The organism is Acinetobacter halotolerans, from assembly GCF_004208515.1.
Taxonomy (GTDB): domain Bacteria; phylum Pseudomonadota; class Gammaproteobacteria; order Pseudomonadales; family Moraxellaceae; genus Acinetobacter; species Acinetobacter halotolerans.
This window is the reverse complement of record NZ_SGIM01000009.1, coordinates 14,454-32,773: the sequence shown is the minus strand read 5'-3', so window position 1 is coordinate 32,773 and position 18,320 is coordinate 14,454. Positions and strand designations below refer to the sequence as shown.

Below are 18,320 nucleotides of genomic sequence, written 5' to 3'. Positions count from 1 at the left end.
TGTTATTTCCTTACATACTATTTAAATACTAAGAGACATTCATTATTTAAGATTTCAAATGTCTCGGTCTAAACCCTGTTAGCAATAATCCGACAACATACGCCACCACACCAAGCACACACAAACCAGCAACTTCAGCCACACGTAGCCATTGAGAAATATCACCTTGATACCACGTAAGGCCATACCATAACGCTAAAATCATGATGAGATTGGCCACTGCAAACTGGAATGCCAGTTTTTTCCAATGCGCGCCAAAGCGATAGATATTGCGTTTGTGTAAATAGAAATAAAGTAGACCTGCATTGACCAAAGCTGAACCTGAAGAGGCCATCGCCAGCGCCATATGCTCTGCTTGCCAACCATTCAACTTAAAGATACCAATAAATATCACGTTTAAAATCGCATTGGTCGCCACGGCGATTAACCCGACCCGTACTGGTGTTTTTGTGTCTTGCTGGGCATAGAAACCCGGGGCAAACACCTTAATCAACATAAATGAGATCACACCAGCACTCATACACTGCAACGCCAAAGCAGTCATTTGTGTATCTTCTAAAGTAAATTCACCACGTTGAAAAAGCGCTTGAATAATCGGTGTGGACAGCATAAATAAAGCAATACTGGCTGGAATCCCTACCAGCATGATGATTTTAGCAGCCCAATCCAACATACCTCTAAATTTACTCTGATCTTGTTCAGCATGGCGTGCTGAGAGTGATGGCAAAATCACCGTCCCGATCGCAACCCCAATCAAACCCAGTGGCAGTTCAGTCATACGCTCTGCGCTGTATAACCATGACACCGAGCCATCCTGCATAAAGGATGCCCAGATCGTATTTAGCAATAAGTTAATTTGCGTAACAGATACTCCAAATAAAGCAGGTAACATTAACTTTAAGATACGATTCACACCTTCGTGTTTAAAGTCAACTTTAGGTGGTATCAGTAAGTTTTTCTTCCAGAGTTCAGGAATTTGAATGGCAAGCTGCAAAACACCAGCGACCACCACGGCCCATCCAAGCGCCATGATCGGTTCTGCCATATAGGGAGTTAGCCACCATGCTCCTGCAATCATGGCAATATTCAGCAATACTGGAGCAAATGCAGGTGAAGCAAACGAACCATAACTATTTAGAATACTGCTGGCAAAAGCCGTCAATGACATAAACATCAGATAAGGGATGGTTAGACGAAACAGATCCACAGCAAGGTTAAACTTCTCAGTATCGCTATGGAAACCGGGCGCATAGATATAAATAATCACAGGGGCAGCAACCATCGCCGCAAAAGTGAGCAATGTCATTGCGGTCAGCAAGCAACCAAAAACACGACTAATTAGAATTTGAACTTCTGCATGGGTACGACTGGTTTTATATTCCGTCAGAACAGGAATAAAAGCTTGAGAAAATGCCCCTTCAGCAAACAAGCGCCGAAAAAAGTTGGGAATACGAAAAGCAACCACAAAGGTATCAAAATCTTTGCCCGCCCCAAATACATTCAACAGCACGATATCACGTACCAATCCCAGAACTCGGGATAACATCGTCATTGCACTGACAATTACTGTCGATCGCCACAATGCCATCGCACTCACCTACGGCTTATCTTTCAAAAGCGTTATTGTAATGAAAGTAAAAATAGATTTCGTTGTGAAATCATAAATTCGATCATGTTTTTTTAGAGCTTGCCTGAATCGCTAGCAAACGACGGAACAGCGACCAATCAAAGTGCAAACCTGGATCTGTTTTACGTTTAGGTGCAATATCAGAATGACCTGCAAGATGATTTTGGATTTTGGGATAAGCTTGACGTAATATCTGTACCACCTCGACCAGTGACTGATACTGTTCTGGTTCAAACGGCAAATCATCACTCCCCTCTAGCTCAATGCCAATCGAATAATCATTACATTCTGGTTGGGCTAAATAACTAGAACGACCTGCATGCCAAGACCGGTTATTAAAATTGACAAATTGAATCACTTCGCCTGTGCGTAAAATCAGCAGATGCGCTGAAACTTGCATACCTTCGATGGTTTGAAAATAAGGATGTACCGACCAATCCAGCTGATTCTGAAAGAATTGTTGAATATAACCCCCACCAAATTGAGATGGCGGCAAGCTAATATTATGAATCACGATCAGCTGAATGTCCGTCTCTGCAGGACGCGCATTAAAGTTAGGTGAAGCAATTTGCGTTGCACCTTGTAATATTCCATCTCGAACTTGAGCAAATCTAGATTGCGGCATTGTCACTCGAATCAGCAATTTAATATTAATATTTCCCATTCTGACATGCTTTATTCGCAATAATCGAGATCAAATACTTATTTTTTACGAGGACGATGCTAATATAACGCACACGTTTTTTGGTCAGAATATACTGGAAATGCTATGAGTATTCCTCAATCTTTGCTTGAACAATCTATTCAAATCAATATTCAACAAGCATTACAAGAAGATATTGGGGACGGCGACATTACCGCCATGCTTTCACCTGCGGATGAACAAGCTACAGCCACCATTATCACGCGTGAGGATATGGTTTTGGCAGGTCAACCTTGGGTTAACGCTTTAATTCAGGCTTTTGACAGCTCAGTACAAATCACGTGGTTAAAACAAGAAGGTGATGTGGTTACGGCCAATGAAGCTTTTTTAAAACTTGCTGGTTCGGCACGTAGTTTATTAACTGTGGAGCGCCCAGCTTTAAACTTTGTACAAACCCTTTCCGCTGTGGCGACCAAAACAGCCAGCTACGTGAAACAGCTCGATGGTTTACACACCAAATTGCTTGATACCCGTAAAACACTTCCGGGTTTGCGTATCGCGCAGAAATATGCCGTTGCCGTAGGTGGTGGTCAAAATCATCGTCTTGGTTTATTTGATGCCTTTTTGATTAAAGAAAATCACATTATGGCGGCTGGTGGTATTGTTCAAGCGATTGCTCAAGCCCATCAGATTGCACCTGGAAAACCCGTCGAAGTTGAAGTTGAAACGTGGGATGAGCTTAATCAAGCACTTGAAGCAGGTGCTGATATTGTGATGTTGGATAATTTCAGCCAACAACAAATGATTGATGCAGTGAAGCATGTTGCGGGGCGTTGTAAATTAGAAGCCTCTGGCAATATCACCATTGAAAATTTGCGTGAAGTTGCCAGCACTGGCGTGGATTACATTTCGATGGGTGTTTTAACCAAAGATGTTCGCGCTGTGGATTTATCTATGCGTTTTAATGCTTAAACCTGTTGGTCTTTTTGCTGCTGAGTCGATTGTGGCGAATCCAGTGCTTGAGATTCAGTCTCTTGCCATGCTGATTTCGCTTCAGTCGATTGGCTAGATCGTGGGTCAATCGCCATTAAAATAAAAGTGACGGCGGTGAGAAATATTAAAAAAACTTGTAACATCATTATCTCTTTTCTTGCAGTGCCCTCAATATAGCAAAGCAAAATGGGGCAAATTTGCATGCTCTGTTACAGTATGCAAAGGCTCAGTGTGCTTATGTTTAAGATATGAGTCGTATCGGCTTCCTCACTTGGCTATTGATTATTTTACTTTGTGTTTACTGGTTCTTTTTTCGTTAGCTTTCAGCATAAGCAGCCTAGCATCCGCCTAGACTGCTTATTTCAAACACATATAAAGCGCTTATGATTGAATAAAGCCCATATATGGATCAGAAATAGAATCTTCATTGGTTTCAATGCGCCCAGCAAAACGACGGCGATAACTTGGTTCGTTTTGAATGCTGACTGTGAAATCATACCATCCACCAAACTCAGACATATCCCAACTGAGTTCTTTTTCATTCGCCGCAGTTTCGATTTGCCATGTTTTATTGGGTAAATAAGCATTGGCTGTCACAACCAACTGCGCTGTTTGGGCTGCATCATTTCGCACTTTCAAGAAAAGCTTGGAATCGCACTCCTCCATACACACGCGAATTTCTGGAAGTGCTTCTAACTGCGTGGCTTGTATCAAGTTCCCAGCAAAACTGCGATGGAAACCATTCGGTCCCAACACCCATAGATCATATTGATGATCTTTAGTCTGCCAGATATCATCGAGTTGCTTCCCCGCTTCCACCATGTAACGGCGTGGGATCGCGTCTAAATTCAATTTGTCATAAACATGGAATACTGCGGCTTGTGCTCCTGTATTGGAGAACATTAATTTAACAGTTTTCATAACCACATCGACTTTGGCACTGCTATGCAAAACATACGGCAATGCACGTGATGGTCGTATTCCCATGTCTTGAACAGGATAGGTTTGGCTTAAAGGACGACTGACCTGTGCCAAGCGTTCCTGAGCTTTACGAATCGCATCAACCTCTGTTTTTGTTTTCTTACCAGCTAAATCAGGCAAAGGTAAAAGATTTGGCGTTTTAAAGTTAAATGCTGAGCTTAAGTCCCCACACACCGCACGACGATACGGACTAATATTAGGTTCTTGTACATCAAAACATTGTTCCAAGAAACGAATCACTGAAGAATGGTCAAATACTTGAGAGTTGACCCAGCCACCACGACTCCATGGGGAAATAATGTACATCGGTACTCGAACACCAGGGCCGTATACACCCACGCCATTACTCACTTTTGGATCAGTAAAGTTTGGTTGTCCTACTGAAGCTTTGGCATGCGTGGCATACTCATAGGACATCTGCTCTGGGCTTAAAGTGGATTTGCCATGTACTACACCTGAAGCATCCATCGAAGGTGCACTTGGCGAAGGTATATGATCAAAGAAACCATCATTTTCATCAAAATTGATTAAGAAAACTGTCTGACTCCATACTTCTGGATGCTCAGTTAACGCATTTAACGTTTCTTGGATATACCACGCTCCTTGAACTGGGCTAGACGGTCCAGGATGTTCGCTATAGGTTGCTGGTGCAATTAACCAACTTACTTGGGGTAACTGTCCATTGGCAATATCTTCTTTAAACGAACCCAAAAAACCACCATCTGGCATGGTATTGGCGATCCCTTTATACAAAGGCTGAGCGGCATCAATAGCCGGATCATAGGCTGGGCAAATGGTAATATTATTCACCGGTTTACCTGATAACACATTGGCACGACGGTATTGTTTAAAACCAGCCAAGGGATTGTCGGTAAAATTATCAGGCATGTTTTGATAGACCTTCCACGTTACACCCGCCTGTTGTAAGCGTTCAGGATATGTGGTCCAGTCATAACCAACGGTGGATGGCCCGATTGAGTCCAAATCATTGACTACACTGGCAACGTTGGCGCCTGTTGGGCCATTGGTTCCTGTCCAGATAAACATACGGTTTGAGTTGGTGCCTGTATGCATGGCACAGTGATATGCATCACATAGGGTAAAGGCATTGGCTAATGCGAATTGGAATTCAACCTCTTGTTGCTTGTAATAGCCCATTGACTGTGGCTGCTTATATTGCACCCAATTGCCCATCCGTCCATGATCCCAAGCATACTGACCATCTGTCCATGAATGTGGTGTGCCACTCACCCGCTGTGCATTGCCACGGCTACTGTCTAAATGATAGGGATAAACTTTATTTTTATTGGCATCATATTGTTCCCACACTGTACGACCTTCACTTAAAGGAATGGTAAAACGATCACCAAAGCCACGTACCCCTTTTAACGTCCCAAAGTAATTGTCAAAAGAACGATTTTCTTGGGTCAAGATCACCACATGTTTAACGTCTTTAATGGTTCCAGTCTCGACCTTAGCATCAATCGCGAGGGCTTTTTGAATACTCATTGGAAAACTGGTAAGTGCAGCGGTACCAAATAATGCTTTGGTTGAATTTAATAAAAAGTCACGACGGTTCATTAATTATTTCCTTATTCTTATTATTTAGGGTGCACAATGAATGGTACAGTTTGAGGTCGGCGGTTTTGGATTTGGCGTGGTATTATTGTTATCGCCATTATCACTTTCATTACAAGCACTTAATAAGAAAAAACTACTGCTGAGTAACGCTAAGAGGACGTTTCGCATTTTACTATCCGTTAAATATCAGTGCAGATAGTCAATACAATATCAATGACAATACGATGATCCTTTGATAGCAATTCGATGACAGAAAACCGGACAAAAAAAAAGGCGGTCTAAAATTTACAGACCGCCCGCACTATCAACTGGAGCTTACCAACCGAGTGCTTGCTGTTGCTTCAGAATCAATTCCGCGATTCCTTTTTCAGCAATCTCTAACATGTCATTACACTGTTGGCGAGTAAACGGTTTATCTTCTGCCGTTCCTTGAATCTCAATAAATTCGCCCGCCTGTGTCATCACCACATTTAAATCAGTTTGGCAATTTGAATCTTCTTCGTAGCACAAGTCGAGGTGAACTTCGTCTTGATACATCCCTACCGAGATGGCTGCGACTAAACCTTTTAACGGGTCATGTTTAATCTTTTTATTACTTAACAACACATTCATAGCATCAACCAATGCCACAGCTGCCCCTGTAATCGCTGCAGTACGTGTACCGCCATCAGCTTGGATCACATCACAGTCGATCGTAATGGTATTTTCACCGAGTTTTTTCAGATCAACCATCGCTCTGAGACTACGACCAATCAGACGTTGGATTTCCTGAGTACGGCCCGACTGTTTCCCACGCGCTGCTTCACGATCACTACGGGTATGGGTTGAACGCGGTAACATGCCATATTCTGCAGTTACCCAACCCTGTCCTTTTCCTTTTAAAAAGCGTGGAACCGAATTATCAATGCTGGCGGTACACAACACTTTGGTATGACCAAACTCAACCAGAACTGAACCTTCTGCGTAACGGGTATAATTACGGGTAATTTTTACCTCACGTAATTGGTCTAATGCTCTTTGGTCAATACGCATAATGATTCCTTAAAACGATGGCACAAATATAATTGCACCATAGTATATCTCAATTACACGCACTTTCCCTTTTACTTATTGGTGACGAGCACCGCTTTATGGCTCAAACGATGCTCTATCTTGATTAAGCAGCTTTACCAAACATGCCTTTCACCGCAGCAGTAAAGGTACGTTTGGTCGCCACCAAACGATCTACCACATTGTCAGGCAATGAGTGAACCGCCAGACGTTTATACACACTCACGATCTGAGATCCAAAGGGAGCAGTATTGTATTGTTGACCATACTCTGCACAGACTTCACGTACTTTAGGTGCCATCTCGATATAACGGTTGGCAGGCACATCAGGGAACAAATGATGTTCAATTTGATGGCTCAAGTTACCGCTCAAGAAATGCATGATTTTACCGCCAGTAAAGTTTGCTGAACCACGAATCTGACGTAAGTACCACTCTGCTTTGGTTTCATTATCAATGTTGTCAGTGATAATTTCAGAGTCTTCTGTGAAATGACCACAATAAATCACGGTCGATGCCCAGTAGTTACGGATCAAGTTAGCAACAAAGTTACCAGCCAATACTGGCAAGAACATTGGTCCTGCAATCACTGGGAACAACACATAATCTTTACCAAACTGACGTAGCATTTTTTTACGTAGATTTTTAGATTCTACATATACTTCTTTCCAGGTTTTGGTGCCATCAAACAACACTTTTTCCATCTCTAGACGTTGCAAAGCCAATAGCCATTCAAAACCCGTCGATAAAAACAATCCCATTGGCACGTTGAACAAAAAGCGTGGTTCCCACTCTTGCTCACGGCTCATGCGCATCACACCATAACCGCTAATGTCATGATCCATGCCATACACATTGGTATAAGTATGATGCTTATAGTTATGGGTATATTTCCAGTCTTCACCGGTACACACCGTATCCCAGTCATAGGTTGCACCGTTAAGCGATGGATCGTTTAACCAATCAAACTGACCGTGCATCACGTTATGGCCCAATTCCATGTTTTCGACGATCTTAGACACACCCAACATCGCTGTACCAAGCAACCAAACAGGTGGAATCCAGCCACCGAACATCAACATGCCACGTGATGCAATTTCGGTGTAGCGTACAAAGTTACGTACTTTATAGATATAATCAGAATCTTCTTTGCCAATTTTAGCCATTGTTTCAGTACGGATGGCATCAATCTTACGGCCAAACTCTTGTACTTCTTCTGGTGTTAATGCACGGCTTGTGTTACTGCCAAATTTGATTGGAGGAATCGTTTTAGTCGGATTTACTGTCATCATGTTCATAATATTATACTCTATCTGGTCAATATGAATTAAAGGTCAATCTCAACGGGACTCACTGCTTCACTCACACACAACTTGATTTGCACATTGTTTTGGTTATCGATTTCACCTGTAAGTTGATTTTTCACTGCACCACTGATCTTGGTACAAACACAGGTATTACAAATCCCCATACGGCAACCAAAAGATGGTTTCAAACCCGCAGCTTCAGCACTGGCCAACAGGTTGCCACGGCCTTCAAATTCTTGCATACTGCGACGGAAATTGACTGGTTGGATTTGAGCATCCACATCCATCGTCACTGGCAAAAAGCTTTCTTGCGTTAAACGGTCTAACCAACCACGTTTCGTCCAGATTTGACGTGTCGCTTTCATCAAACCTGGAGCAGCACACACATAAGTTTGACGTTGAACAGCATCGGCACACAAACGGTCCAAAGTTTCTTCATCAAAATAAGCAGGTTGTTCAGCACTATCGACAATAATATGTAGGTTAAAGTGCGCATATTCTGCTGCCAGTGTTTCCAATTCAGTACGGAACGCTGGATCACGTGAGTAATAAATCAACGTCACAGGTTGATTTGAACGTGCTAATGCCTGTTTCGCAATCGGAATAATCGGCGTAATACCACTACCCGCAGATACCAAAAGAATCGGTTGTTTACCTTCTTCTGTATCAAAGTCTTTTAGCGTAAATTCGCCCATCGCCTGAGTAATTTCAATCACATCACCAGCACGTGCGCTGTTAGCTAAATAGTTAGATACACAACCTTGTTTTTTGATACCTAACACCAATTTGTCGTGACTTGGTGAACTTACCAAGCTATACGCTCGTTGATGCTGCACACCATCAATACGAACCGTCACCATCACAAATTGACCAGGCTGATAGGTTGTAAATTTATTGTTAGTGCTTAAAGTGACCTTGATCATTTCATCTGCAATAGGCTCAATCGCTTCGATTTTTGCCATAATGCGGCGCAAAGTCCACATCGGGTTAACCTTTGCAAGGATAAAATCAACGAAATCTTCTCTAACCCAATGTGGCTGATAGCTTAACTGTGCGCTCATAAGTTCCTCGTTTTGTATCTGGCTATTTATATTGAGTGAACAACTGTTCGTATAGTGAACATGTGTACACTATATTTATTTGTGTTCACTGAGTCAACACTTGTTCACTAATTTTTTGATTATTTTTTCTACTTTTTTTTAAATAATTAAAAAGAATGAAGAAATAAGTAAGGCATGGAGCACATTTAGCCGTTAAAACAAAGCCATTCATTTCAAAAGCCAAAGAATCTATCTGATTTAGCAGCCGATTAAGACTAAAAAAAACCTATTTTTTTTGCTAGACTCTATAGTATAAATTTTATGGATCTTATTCATGTCGATTAGAGATGAACGAAAACAACAGAGTCGTCAGGCTCTACTGGATGCGGCGCTCCATCTCAGCACGTCTGGGCGCTCATTTAGTAGTATTAGTTTGCGTGAAGTTGCTCGCGAAGTTGGTTTAGTACCAACCGCTTTTTATCGTCATTTCCAAGATATGGAGGCACTGGGGCAAGAGCTGGTTGATCAGGTGTCATTACATCTCAAGAGCTTGATTCATCAGTTGGGTCAAAGCTACCTACAACACAGTGGCGCAGCCAAAACTCGCAATAGCATCGAACTTTTTGTACAAGCCGTGAACCATAGCCCACAACAATGGCAGTTTATGATCGCAGAACGTTGGGGTGGCTCTGAAACGGTACGCATTGCTATCGCACGCGAGATTGAATTTCTGATTGAAGATTTGGCGGTTGATTTATACAAACTCGACACCTTTAAGCACATTAAAGAAGACAAATATCTACAAGTACTCTCAACCATCTTGATCAACATGTCCTTTACGTGGGCGATGACGTGGATCAATCTACCTAAACAATTTTCGATTGATGATTTATTAGAACAACAAAATTTGTTTATTGAGAATGCAACCACTCAAGTACGGTTGTTGTTCCGGGGTATCTCTAACTGGGAACCACAAAACGCTTGATCATATCGACGCCACAGTTTGATATATAAAAGCATTGCTTAGCGTTATGATGCATTAGACAATAACGCGATGCCGTTTAGAACACTATGAGGAGCTTAAAAGCATCATGAATCCTGATCGTCATACTCAGTTCTTAATTCGTAAAGAAAAAATTTTACAGGTTGCTGAAAAGTTATTATTAGAAAATAACCAAGAAATGACCCTCGATGAACTGGTTGCCGAATTGGACATTGCCAAAGGTACCTTATACAAGCATTTCAGAAGTAAAAATGAGTTATTACTTGAACTTATTATTCAAAACGAAAAAGAAATTTTAAAAATTTCAGACCAATACCATACTGATATCAAAGAATATGCGCCTCGCTATATGTTGCATCATCTCATGGCCCCTAGTCGTACTATTTTGCTGCATCAGCTAGAAGAACACTTGACCATGACGGAGTCTAAGCTCAAGCATCTCTTTGATGAGCTGTATGCAATTCGTCAGCAACGTATTGTTTCACTCAAAGACATGACTGAGAAATATTTAAAATCACTGAATTATGATATGTCGATTCGTGATTATTTGTCCTATATCTGGTCACTGACTTATGGTGCAGCGCTTTTACTCAATTCGAGCTATTACCAGCGTTCGATCGGTTCCCGCGAAAAACTGATTAATCTATATATTAATCAGGCTTTGTCTTTGCCGACCCAAACGGTGCAAATTGATTTAACTGCGTTCCAACAAGAACAACAATAAATACAAAAAAAGGACTGTTAATACAGTCCTTTTTTAGCCTAAAGGATTGGTAATTTACTTACCTTTACGCTCTTTTTCTAACAAATAATCAACCACTTGAGTAACTTTAGCATCTTCACCTTGTACTACATACTTACCGTTCACCACCACCGCAGGAACACCAGTCAACTGATATTGCTGTGCCAATTTATTTGACTCCGCGATTTTTGCAGTAATCGGGAATGAGTTAAACATGCTATTAAATTTCTGTTCTGGCACGCCATAACGCGCAAAGAATTTTGCTTGAGACGCTTGATCAAAAATCTGCTGACCACCGTCATGGATGGCATGGAAAAGTGGAATATGGGTTTTCTTACGCACGCCTAAAGCTTCAGACACATAGTAACCGCGAGCACCCTGTTCCCATACTTTATTCATAGCAGCTGGAGTACGCAGGAAATAAACATCTTTTGGAATTTTCTTTAACCAAGTTTGCATGTGTGGTTCAAGGTTAAAACAATGCCCACAACCGTACCAAAAAAATTCGCGCACTTCGAGTTGACCAGCAGGTGCTACGGTCTTAACAGGATTTGCCACCACGGTATAATCTTTGCCTGCCACAAAATCTGCAGCCATTGCATTCATCGAAAATGAGATAACAGCCGTGCTTAAAACACCAAATACTAACTTTTTCATTGCCTTTGCTTTTCCTCTAAGCATTTTTCGTAAGTTTATATGCTAAATATAAAACAAACACGAGCAATTCGTTTTGCTTCTGTGAAGTTTTTTATTCGATTTATCGCTTTTTTTTCTAGAATCGCTACACTAGGGTCAGATCATTATGCCAATAAATAGAGGTGACTCCATGTCGCAATTGAATGTTGACCCGCAAGAAATCGCAAAATTTGAAGCATTGGCTGCCAAATGGTGGGATCAACATTCGGAGTTCCGTCCACTGCATCAAATCAACCCTTTACGTCTTAACTGGATTGATGAACGCGTTGGCGGCTTAGCCGGCAAGAAAGTCCTTGATGTCGGCTGTGGGGGCGGCATCTTGGCAGAAAGCATGGCGCGTCGTGGTGCAGATGTATTAGGTATTGATATGGGTGAAGCGCCACTTGCTGTTGGTCGCTTACATGCCCAACAAGACAATGTGCAAAACATTGAATATCGTCAAATTCCGGTAGAACAATTGGCACAAGAACAAGCAGGTCAATACGATGTGGTCACTTGCATGGAAATGATGGAGCACGTACCAGATCCAGCGTCTATCGTAAAAGCCTGTCAAACACTGGTCAAACCTGGTGGACACGTGTTCTTCTCCACCATTAACCGTAATCCAAAATCCTATTTATTCGCGATTATTGGCGCGGAATATGTGTTACGTTTATTGCCTAAAGGCACCCACGACTATCATAAATTCATTCGTCCATCAGAAATGGCACATGATATTCGTAATGCAGGTCTAAGCCTTAAAGAGATGACCGGCTTACATTACAACCCGATCACCAAACATTATTGGTTAGCGCCGAATGTTGACGTCAACTACATGGTTCACACCACGAATACAGGTGCGTAATGAAAGCTGTTTTATTTGATCTTGATGGTACGCTGATTGACACGGCTGCGGACTTTATTCGTATTATTCAGCAGATGTGTCGGGATGAACAACGTCCAGTTGTAGACCCTGAAACCATTCGCACTCAGGTTTCTGAGGGGGCGCGTGCCATGGTGAAATTGGTTTATCCAGAATTGGATATTACTGATCCCGTATTTCTCGCACACCGCCAACGCTTTTTAGATGTTTACGGCGAAAATATCGTGGTTGATACCAATCTGTTTGAAGGCATGTATCCTTTATTAGAAGAACTGGAAGCACATCAGATTCCGTGGGGCATAGTGACCAATAAACCCCGTGGCTTAAGTGAATTACTGCTTGCTGCCTTACAGCTGACAGAGCGTTGTGCGGTGCTGGTTTGTCCCGAAGATGTCAGTAAAACGAAGCCTGATCCTGAACCGATGTATTTAGCAGCAAAGCAGCTCCAGCTCGATGCGAAAGACATTATTTATGTTGGTGATCATCCACGTGATATAGACGCAGGTCGCAACGCAGACATGTATACCATCTTAGCTGCCTATGGTTATTTACCAGTCGAATCACGAGATGATCTCGCCGCTTGGCAAGCAGATGCAGTTATTCAAACCGTCCCTGAACTTCATCAACTACTCAAACAGAAAATCACGGTGTTGTCAGAAAATCAGGGTATGATTAGTTAAATAAGCAAGATAACAGGAGGCATAACAATGAAATATTCAGAATATCAACCTCGTCCAGATTTACTTAAAGATCGTATCATCCTCATTACTGGTGCGGGTGATGGTATTGGTCGAGCTGCTGCGATGAGTTATGCCCTGCACGGCGCAACAGTTGTATTGCATGGCCGAACCCTCAATAAACTCGAAGTCATCTATGATGAAATCGAGGGATTAGGCGCTCCACAACCTGCTATTTTGCCTTTGCAACTTTCAACAGCGTCTAGCCATGACTATGAGCTTTTAGTTGATACGCTACAACAACAATTCGGACGTTTAGATGGTATTTTGCATAATGCTGGTATGTTGGGCGATCGGGTTGAGCTGGCAAATTATCCTGTAGATGTTTGGGATGATGTGATGGCGGTGAATTTACGTGCACCCTTTGCTATGACTCAAGCATTGCTACCTTTACTCGAAAAATCTGAAAATGCTTCTGTGATCTTTACCAGTTCTGGTGTGGGCCGTGAAGCACGTGCCTTGTGGGGTGCTTATTCAGTTTCTAAAATCGCGACTGAAGCCATGAGCAAAATTTTTGCTTTAGAAAACAGTTATCCAAATATTCGCTTTAATTGCATCAATCCAGGTGGAACGCGTACCGCAATGCGCGCTAAAGCATATCCAGATGAAGATCCTAAAGTATTGCCAACACCTGATAGCATCATGCCTGCTTATCTTTATTTGATGGGCGATGATAGTTTAGAGATGAATGGCCAAAGTATTGATGCGCAAAGTTAACAACTTGATCAGAACAATTCAAAACAACATTGCAAACTGACCTTAAACTTGCCTTTATGATCGAAACGAGGAGAGATGCTCCATATTATTAATGGAATACTGAATCGATCTTCACAGTTTCTCTGCATTTTTAAGGTACAGTTTTCACATGAGAGACATCCGATATTAGGTGCATCATGAAAAAATTTTTCATTATCTTAATCTTAAGTTCAACCACCCTGTTTAGCAGCATGGGCAGTTTTGCAGGTCCACGATTTGATCGTGATGATGATTCACGTGGTAATAAACATGGTCGAAATTTTGAACGTCCGGATAATGATAATCGTATGCGTGAACGTCGTATGCGTGAAGAACGTGGTGTAGAGCGATTAAAACAACATCGCTGGCAAGCAGGTTACGTCATGCCTCAACATTATCGAGGAAATGGTTATAAGATTGATTATAAAGACAATAATCTACCTAAGCCTGGGCGTGATCAACAATGGTACAAAATCAATAATGATTACATCTTAGTTAACTCAAATGATAATAGCATTGTGCGTATTATGGCTTTCTAGACGCTTTACGCTTGTTAAACCAAAGAAAATTGAACTGTTGTTTTAGGAATCGGTTTATCTTTTGGTTTTTTTAGTTAGAATCAGATTCATTGATGTATATCTGAGATCGACATGGCGAATCAAATCACTGAAACTTCACAAAGTACAACACAAGATTATGTACATTGGTTTCGCCATTCTGCACCATACATCAATGCGCATCGCCATAAAACCTTTGTGCTGATGTTTAGTGGTGAAGCAGTCCAACACCAAAATTTCCAACATATCATTCATGATATCGCACTCTTACACTCTCTCGGTATTCGCCTGATTTTGGTCTATGGTGCACGCCCGCAAATCAATCAGAATCTGGGTGAAAGAGAAATTGAAACACCTTTTCATCAAAATCGTCGCATAACCACACGTGAATCATTACCCGCTGTGATGAACGCAGTGGGCTCTATCCGTTTAGAAATTGAAGCACTTCTTTCTATGGGGTTGGCAAACTCGCCAATGTACGGCGCTCGCATTGATGTCGTATCAGGTAATTTTGTCACGGCCAAGCCCTACGGTATTCGTGATGGCGTTGACTTCCAATTGACAGGTGAAGTTCGTTCAATCGATACCGATGCGATTCAGCGGCATTTGGACAACCACAATATCGTATTATTGGGACCTACGGGTTACTCAACCACAGGTGAAGTTTTCAACTTATTGGCGGAAGAGGTAGCAACCAAAACGGCGACTGCCTTAAATGCGGATAAGCTGATTTTCTTGGGTGAAAAACAAGGCCTGATGAATGAAAAGCAACAATTATTACGTGAGTTAAGCCCTCGCCAGCTTGAATCTTATATTCAACAATATCAAGCACACTATCCAGAATTTGCCTTACATCTCAAACAAGCACAGCAAGCCTCTTTGTCTGGCGTACATCGCGTGCATTTGATTTCTTATACCTACGATGGCGCGTTGATTGAGGAACTTTTTACCCGTGATGGCATAGGAACCATGATCACCGATGCACATTATGAAGAAGTGCGTATTGCCAATATCAACGATGTCGGTGGCTTAATTAATTTACTTCGCCCGCTTGAGCAAGAAGGAATTTTGGTTTATCGCTCTCGCGAACTGCTTGAAAGTGAAATCGAGCAATTTGCAGTAATTGAACGCGATGGAATGATCTTGGCATGTGCAGCACTCTACCCGATTTCATCGGCAGAAAATGAAACGCGTTCAGCTGAAATTGCCTGCGTTGCGGTTGATTCTAGCTACCGCAAATCCAATCGTGGCAGTCAAATTCTGCAATTCTTAGAAAACAAAGCCAAACAACAAGGGATTCAACAGCTATTCGTACTCACGACACGAACAGCGCACTGGTTTTTAGAACATGGCTTTGTACCCGCTCATATTGATGATTTACCCAATGCGCGCCAAGCCCTATATAACTACCAACGTAACTCGCTGGTGTTTAAAAAAGTACTGGCCTAATGAAACTGGAGATATTTTTATTTCTGATAAAGATATCTCCAATTCATCATGATTTCTGTTTAACAACGACAAGAACATCAATCCACTTGATCTACAAAAATAATAAAAATGAATTAAAACAATATTTTAATAAATTAAAAATGATTTCCTGTTATTCCATCTAAAGATAAGATTATTCGTTCTTCTTTTTTGCACTTTTCATCATAAGTAATGCCCGATTATTTATTTTTTATGCATTAAAAAAAGTTTTAGCTTGGTTGCTCATCTTATTGAAGTCTTTTTTGATTTTTCGGGGAGAACCACCAACATGACCAGTCCTATTCATCGCTCATGGGCAACATACACTCTTCTAGCAGCAGGTCTTGCCAGCGTGATCGGGATTGCAGGTTGTGCAAAAGAAACTGAGCAGCAAGACACCACAAAACAACAGACCACAACATTAAGCATCGGCTTTCAAAAATATGGCATCTTGCCGATTGTTAAAGCAAAAGGTGAATTAGAAAAAAGTCTTGCTGCTCAAGGTGTTCATGTCAAATGGGTTGAATTTCCTGCAGGTCCCCAGCTTTTAGAAGGTCTCAATGTTGGCAGTGTAGTTTTTGGTGAAGCAGGTGAAGCGCCCCCAATTTTTGCACAAGCAGCCAATCCAAACTTGGTGTATGTCGCCAATCAACCTCCTGCTCCGACTGCCGAAGCGCTCATTGTGCAAAAAGACTCGACTATTCGATCCATACAAGATCTCAAAGGGAAACGTATTGCACTCAATAAAGGTTCGAATGTGCATTACCTATTACTCAAGCTTTTAGAGGCAAATAAACTCAGCTTAAATGACATTCAACCCGTCTATCTTCCACCCTCCGATGCCCGCGCTGCCTTTGAAAAGGGTGCGGTTGATGCTTGGGTGATTTGGGATCCTTTCTTCGCAGCGGCACAACATCAAATTCATGCACGTGTGCTTGCAAGCGGTGAACATTTGGTCAATAACCATCAATTTTATTTAGCAGATCGTAAATTTGCGGAGAGTCATCCTGAAGCACTAAAAACACTGGTCAGTACCCTCAATCAAACCACAGATTGGGTTAAAAACCATCCTAACGATGCTGCAAAATTATTAGAAAAACCGACTGGACTGGGGTTTGATGTTTTAAAAACCTCTATTTCACGTATGGGATTTGGCGTTCAGCCCATTTCTGCACAAGTCGCCAAAGAACAGCAGTATGTTGCCGATGCGTTCTTTGCTCAGAAACTCATTCCAAAGCAATTGGTGATTCAAGATGCTGTCTTAAAAAACCAACTTAAAAAATAGAGGCTCAGTATGAAGTTGTTCGTTAAAATTTCGGTCATTGGTTTAGCTTTCACCACATTTACACTCATTGGATGCCAGAAATCAGAACAAACGCTTGGAAAAACCACTTCATCAACTGAGACACAAAGCGTCAAAACCCTTTCAATTGGCTTTCAAAAATCATCACTCAATTTATTGGTTGCAAGACAACATAAGCTGTTTGAACAAGCATTTCCAAATGCCAAAATTGAGTGGCGAGAATTTCCAGCTGGGCCACAAATGTTAGAAGCCCTCGCAGTCGGTGCTGTCGATTTTGGCTATGTTGGAAACACGCCACCGATCTTTGCCCAAGCCGCAGCAAAACCATTGAGCTATGTTGCTTATGAAGTAGTGGCACCGACGGCACAAGCGGTTTTAGTTCACGCAGATCACACGATTAATTCACTTCAAGATTTAAGAGGTAAACGTGTTGCTGTACAGAAAGGCTCAAGTGCGCATGAATTATTAGCCAAAACTTTGCAAAAAGCAGGTTTATCTTGGCAAGACATTCAACCCATTTGGTTAGCCCCAGCCGAGGCACGTGCCGCATTTGATAAAAAAGCGGTTGATGCATGGGCGATTTGGGAACCCTACTTAGGCACTGCCGAAATACAAGGTCACACCCGAACGTTGGTTGATGGTCGCGCGTTCCCAACCACGTATTCTTTTTATATTGGCAATCCTGACTTCATTCAAAAATATCCTGATTCCGTCCAGAAACTGATCAAGACCAACAATCTTGCAGATCAATGGATTGTGCAACATCAAGATCAAGCACTACAGATTTATGCCAAAAGCACGGGGCTCAGTATACCAGTCGCCCAACGGGTACTAGACAAACGACCAAAACCCTCACCTGTTCAGCCGCTCCTTCCAGAGGTCATACAGCATCAACAACAAATCGCCGATTTATTTAAACAAGCGCAACTCATTCCTACGCAGATTGATATCCAACAAAGTGTTTGGTCTGCCCAATAATCATTGCTTTTATTTTCAT

19 protein-coding genes are annotated in these 18,320 nt (G+C 41.9%); 10 read left to right on the top strand and 9 right to left on the bottom strand.

The genetic code is table 11. The features are described from left to right. Positions 1-46: 46 nt before the first annotated feature. The gene (gene murJ, locus EXE30_RS11195) at positions 47-1,597 is read right to left on the bottom strand and encodes a murein biosynthesis integral membrane protein MurJ (protein WP_171457365.1); all 1,551 of its coding nucleotides are present in this window, start codon (positions 1,595-1,597) and stop codon (positions 47-49) included. A gap of 73 nt (positions 1,598-1,670) precedes the next feature. Next, positions 1,671-2,252 carry a 1,6-anhydro-N-acetylmuramyl-L-alanine amidase AmpD gene (gene ampD / locus EXE30_RS11190; RefSeq protein WP_130162455.1) on the bottom strand — a complete coding sequence of 194 codons (582 nt, stop codon included), beginning with the start codon at positions 2,250-2,252 and terminating at the stop codon, positions 1,671-1,673. 144 nt (positions 2,253-2,396) lie between these two features. Here ampD and nadC point away from each other — a divergent pair, with 144 nt between their 5' ends. Further along, on the top strand, positions 2,397-3,242 hold the full coding sequence (gene nadC, locus EXE30_RS11185; RefSeq protein WP_004667934.1) for a carboxylating nicotinate-nucleotide diphosphorylase: 846 nt from the start codon (positions 2,397-2,399) through the stop codon (positions 3,240-3,242). Here nadC and EXE30_RS15915 read toward each other — a convergent pair. From EXE30_RS15915 to EXE30_RS11165, 6 genes are all read right to left on the bottom strand, one after another. Beyond that, positions 3,239-3,406 carry an ABZJ_00068 family colistin stress protein gene (locus EXE30_RS15915; protein ID WP_004667933.1) on the bottom strand — a complete coding sequence of 56 codons (168 nt, stop codon included), beginning with the start codon at positions 3,404-3,406 and terminating at the stop codon, positions 3,239-3,241. The two genes, nadC and EXE30_RS15915, sit on opposite strands and share 4 nt — an antisense overlap. Positions 3,407-3,644: 238 nt before the next feature. Then, positions 3,645-5,825: a phosphocholine-specific phospholipase C gene (locus EXE30_RS11180; protein WP_130162454.1), complete on the bottom strand. Its 2,181-nt coding sequence runs from the start codon at positions 5,823-5,825 to the stop codon at positions 3,645-3,647. 24 nt (positions 5,826-5,849) lie between these two features. Beyond that, entirely contained in the window at positions 5,850-5,993 is a 144-nt protein-coding gene (locus tag EXE30_RS15910; protein ID WP_165382406.1) for a hypothetical protein, read from the bottom strand. A 147-nt stretch (positions 5,994-6,140) separates the two neighbouring features. Further along, the gene (gene rph, locus EXE30_RS11175; RefSeq protein ID WP_121930432.1) at positions 6,141-6,857 is read right to left on the bottom strand and encodes a ribonuclease PH; all 717 of its coding nucleotides are present in this window, start codon (positions 6,855-6,857) and stop codon (positions 6,141-6,143) included. Positions 6,858-6,981: 124 nt separating this feature from the next. Continuing rightward, positions 6,982-8,172, bottom strand: a complete 1,191-nt coding sequence (locus EXE30_RS11170) for a fatty acid desaturase family protein (RefSeq protein ID WP_130162453.1) — start codon at positions 8,170-8,172, stop codon at positions 6,982-6,984. 29 nt (positions 8,173-8,201) lie between these two features. Then, positions 8,202-9,242, bottom strand: a complete 1,041-nt coding sequence (locus EXE30_RS11165) for a ferredoxin reductase (RefSeq protein WP_130162452.1) — start codon at positions 9,240-9,242, stop codon at positions 8,202-8,204. A gap of 313 nt (positions 9,243-9,555) precedes the next feature. Here EXE30_RS11165 and EXE30_RS11160 point away from each other — a divergent pair, with 313 nt between their 5' ends. Both EXE30_RS11160 and EXE30_RS11155 read left to right on the top strand, forming a co-directional pair. Continuing rightward, positions 9,556-10,206, top strand: coding sequence for a TetR family transcriptional regulator (locus tag EXE30_RS11160; protein ID WP_130162451.1), 651 nt, complete (start codon positions 9,556-9,558; stop codon positions 10,204-10,206). 106 nt (positions 10,207-10,312) lie between these two features. Next, positions 10,313-10,948: a TetR/AcrR family transcriptional regulator gene (locus EXE30_RS11155; protein WP_121930436.1), complete on the top strand. Its 636-nt coding sequence runs from the start codon at positions 10,313-10,315 to the stop codon at positions 10,946-10,948. 54 nt (positions 10,949-11,002) lie between these two features. Here EXE30_RS11155 and EXE30_RS11150 read toward each other — a convergent pair whose 3' ends face one another. Then, complete coding sequence (locus tag EXE30_RS11150) at positions 11,003-11,623, bottom strand: thiol:disulfide interchange protein DsbA/DsbL (RefSeq protein ID WP_130162450.1); 621 nt, start codon at positions 11,621-11,623, stop codon at positions 11,003-11,005. 169 nt (positions 11,624-11,792) lie between these two features. Here EXE30_RS11150 and ubiG point away from each other — a divergent pair, with 169 nt between their 5' ends. The 7 genes from ubiG to EXE30_RS11115 all read left to right on the top strand — a co-directional run bounded on the left by ubiG (position 11,793) and on the right by EXE30_RS11115 (position 18,301). Then, complete coding sequence (gene ubiG, locus EXE30_RS11145) at positions 11,793-12,506, top strand: bifunctional 2-polyprenyl-6-hydroxyphenol methylase/3-demethylubiquinol 3-O-methyltransferase UbiG (RefSeq protein ID WP_018678339.1); 714 nt, start codon at positions 11,793-11,795, stop codon at positions 12,504-12,506. Then, positions 12,506-13,204: an HAD family hydrolase gene (locus tag EXE30_RS11140; RefSeq protein ID WP_130162449.1), complete on the top strand. Its 699-nt coding sequence runs from the start codon at positions 12,506-12,508 to the stop codon at positions 13,202-13,204. The genes ubiG and EXE30_RS11140 overlap by 1 nt, the downstream gene beginning before the upstream one ends. Positions 13,205-13,231: 27 nt before the next feature. Further along, positions 13,232-13,978 (top strand): YciK family oxidoreductase, encoded by a 747-nt coding sequence (locus EXE30_RS11135; RefSeq protein WP_130162448.1) that lies wholly within the window; start codon positions 13,232-13,234, stop codon positions 13,976-13,978. A 176-nt stretch (positions 13,979-14,154) separates the two neighbouring features. Then, positions 14,155-14,535 (top strand): RcnB family protein, encoded by a 381-nt coding sequence (locus EXE30_RS11130; RefSeq protein ID WP_130162447.1) that lies wholly within the window; start codon positions 14,155-14,157, stop codon positions 14,533-14,535. 111 nt (positions 14,536-14,646) lie between these two features. Further along, complete coding sequence (gene argA, locus EXE30_RS11125) at positions 14,647-16,002, top strand: amino-acid N-acetyltransferase (RefSeq protein WP_130162446.1); 1,356 nt, start codon at positions 14,647-14,649, stop codon at positions 16,000-16,002. A 307-nt stretch (positions 16,003-16,309) separates the two neighbouring features. Beyond that, positions 16,310-17,305: a sulfonate ABC transporter substrate-binding protein gene (locus EXE30_RS11120; protein ID WP_130162445.1), complete on the top strand. Its 996-nt coding sequence runs from the start codon at positions 16,310-16,312 to the stop codon at positions 17,303-17,305. Between the two features lie 9 nt (positions 17,306-17,314). Then, on the top strand, positions 17,315-18,301 hold the full coding sequence (locus EXE30_RS11115) for an aliphatic sulfonate ABC transporter substrate-binding protein (RefSeq protein ID WP_130162444.1): 987 nt from the start codon (positions 17,315-17,317) through the stop codon (positions 18,299-18,301). Positions 18,302-18,320 lie beyond the last annotated feature (19 nt).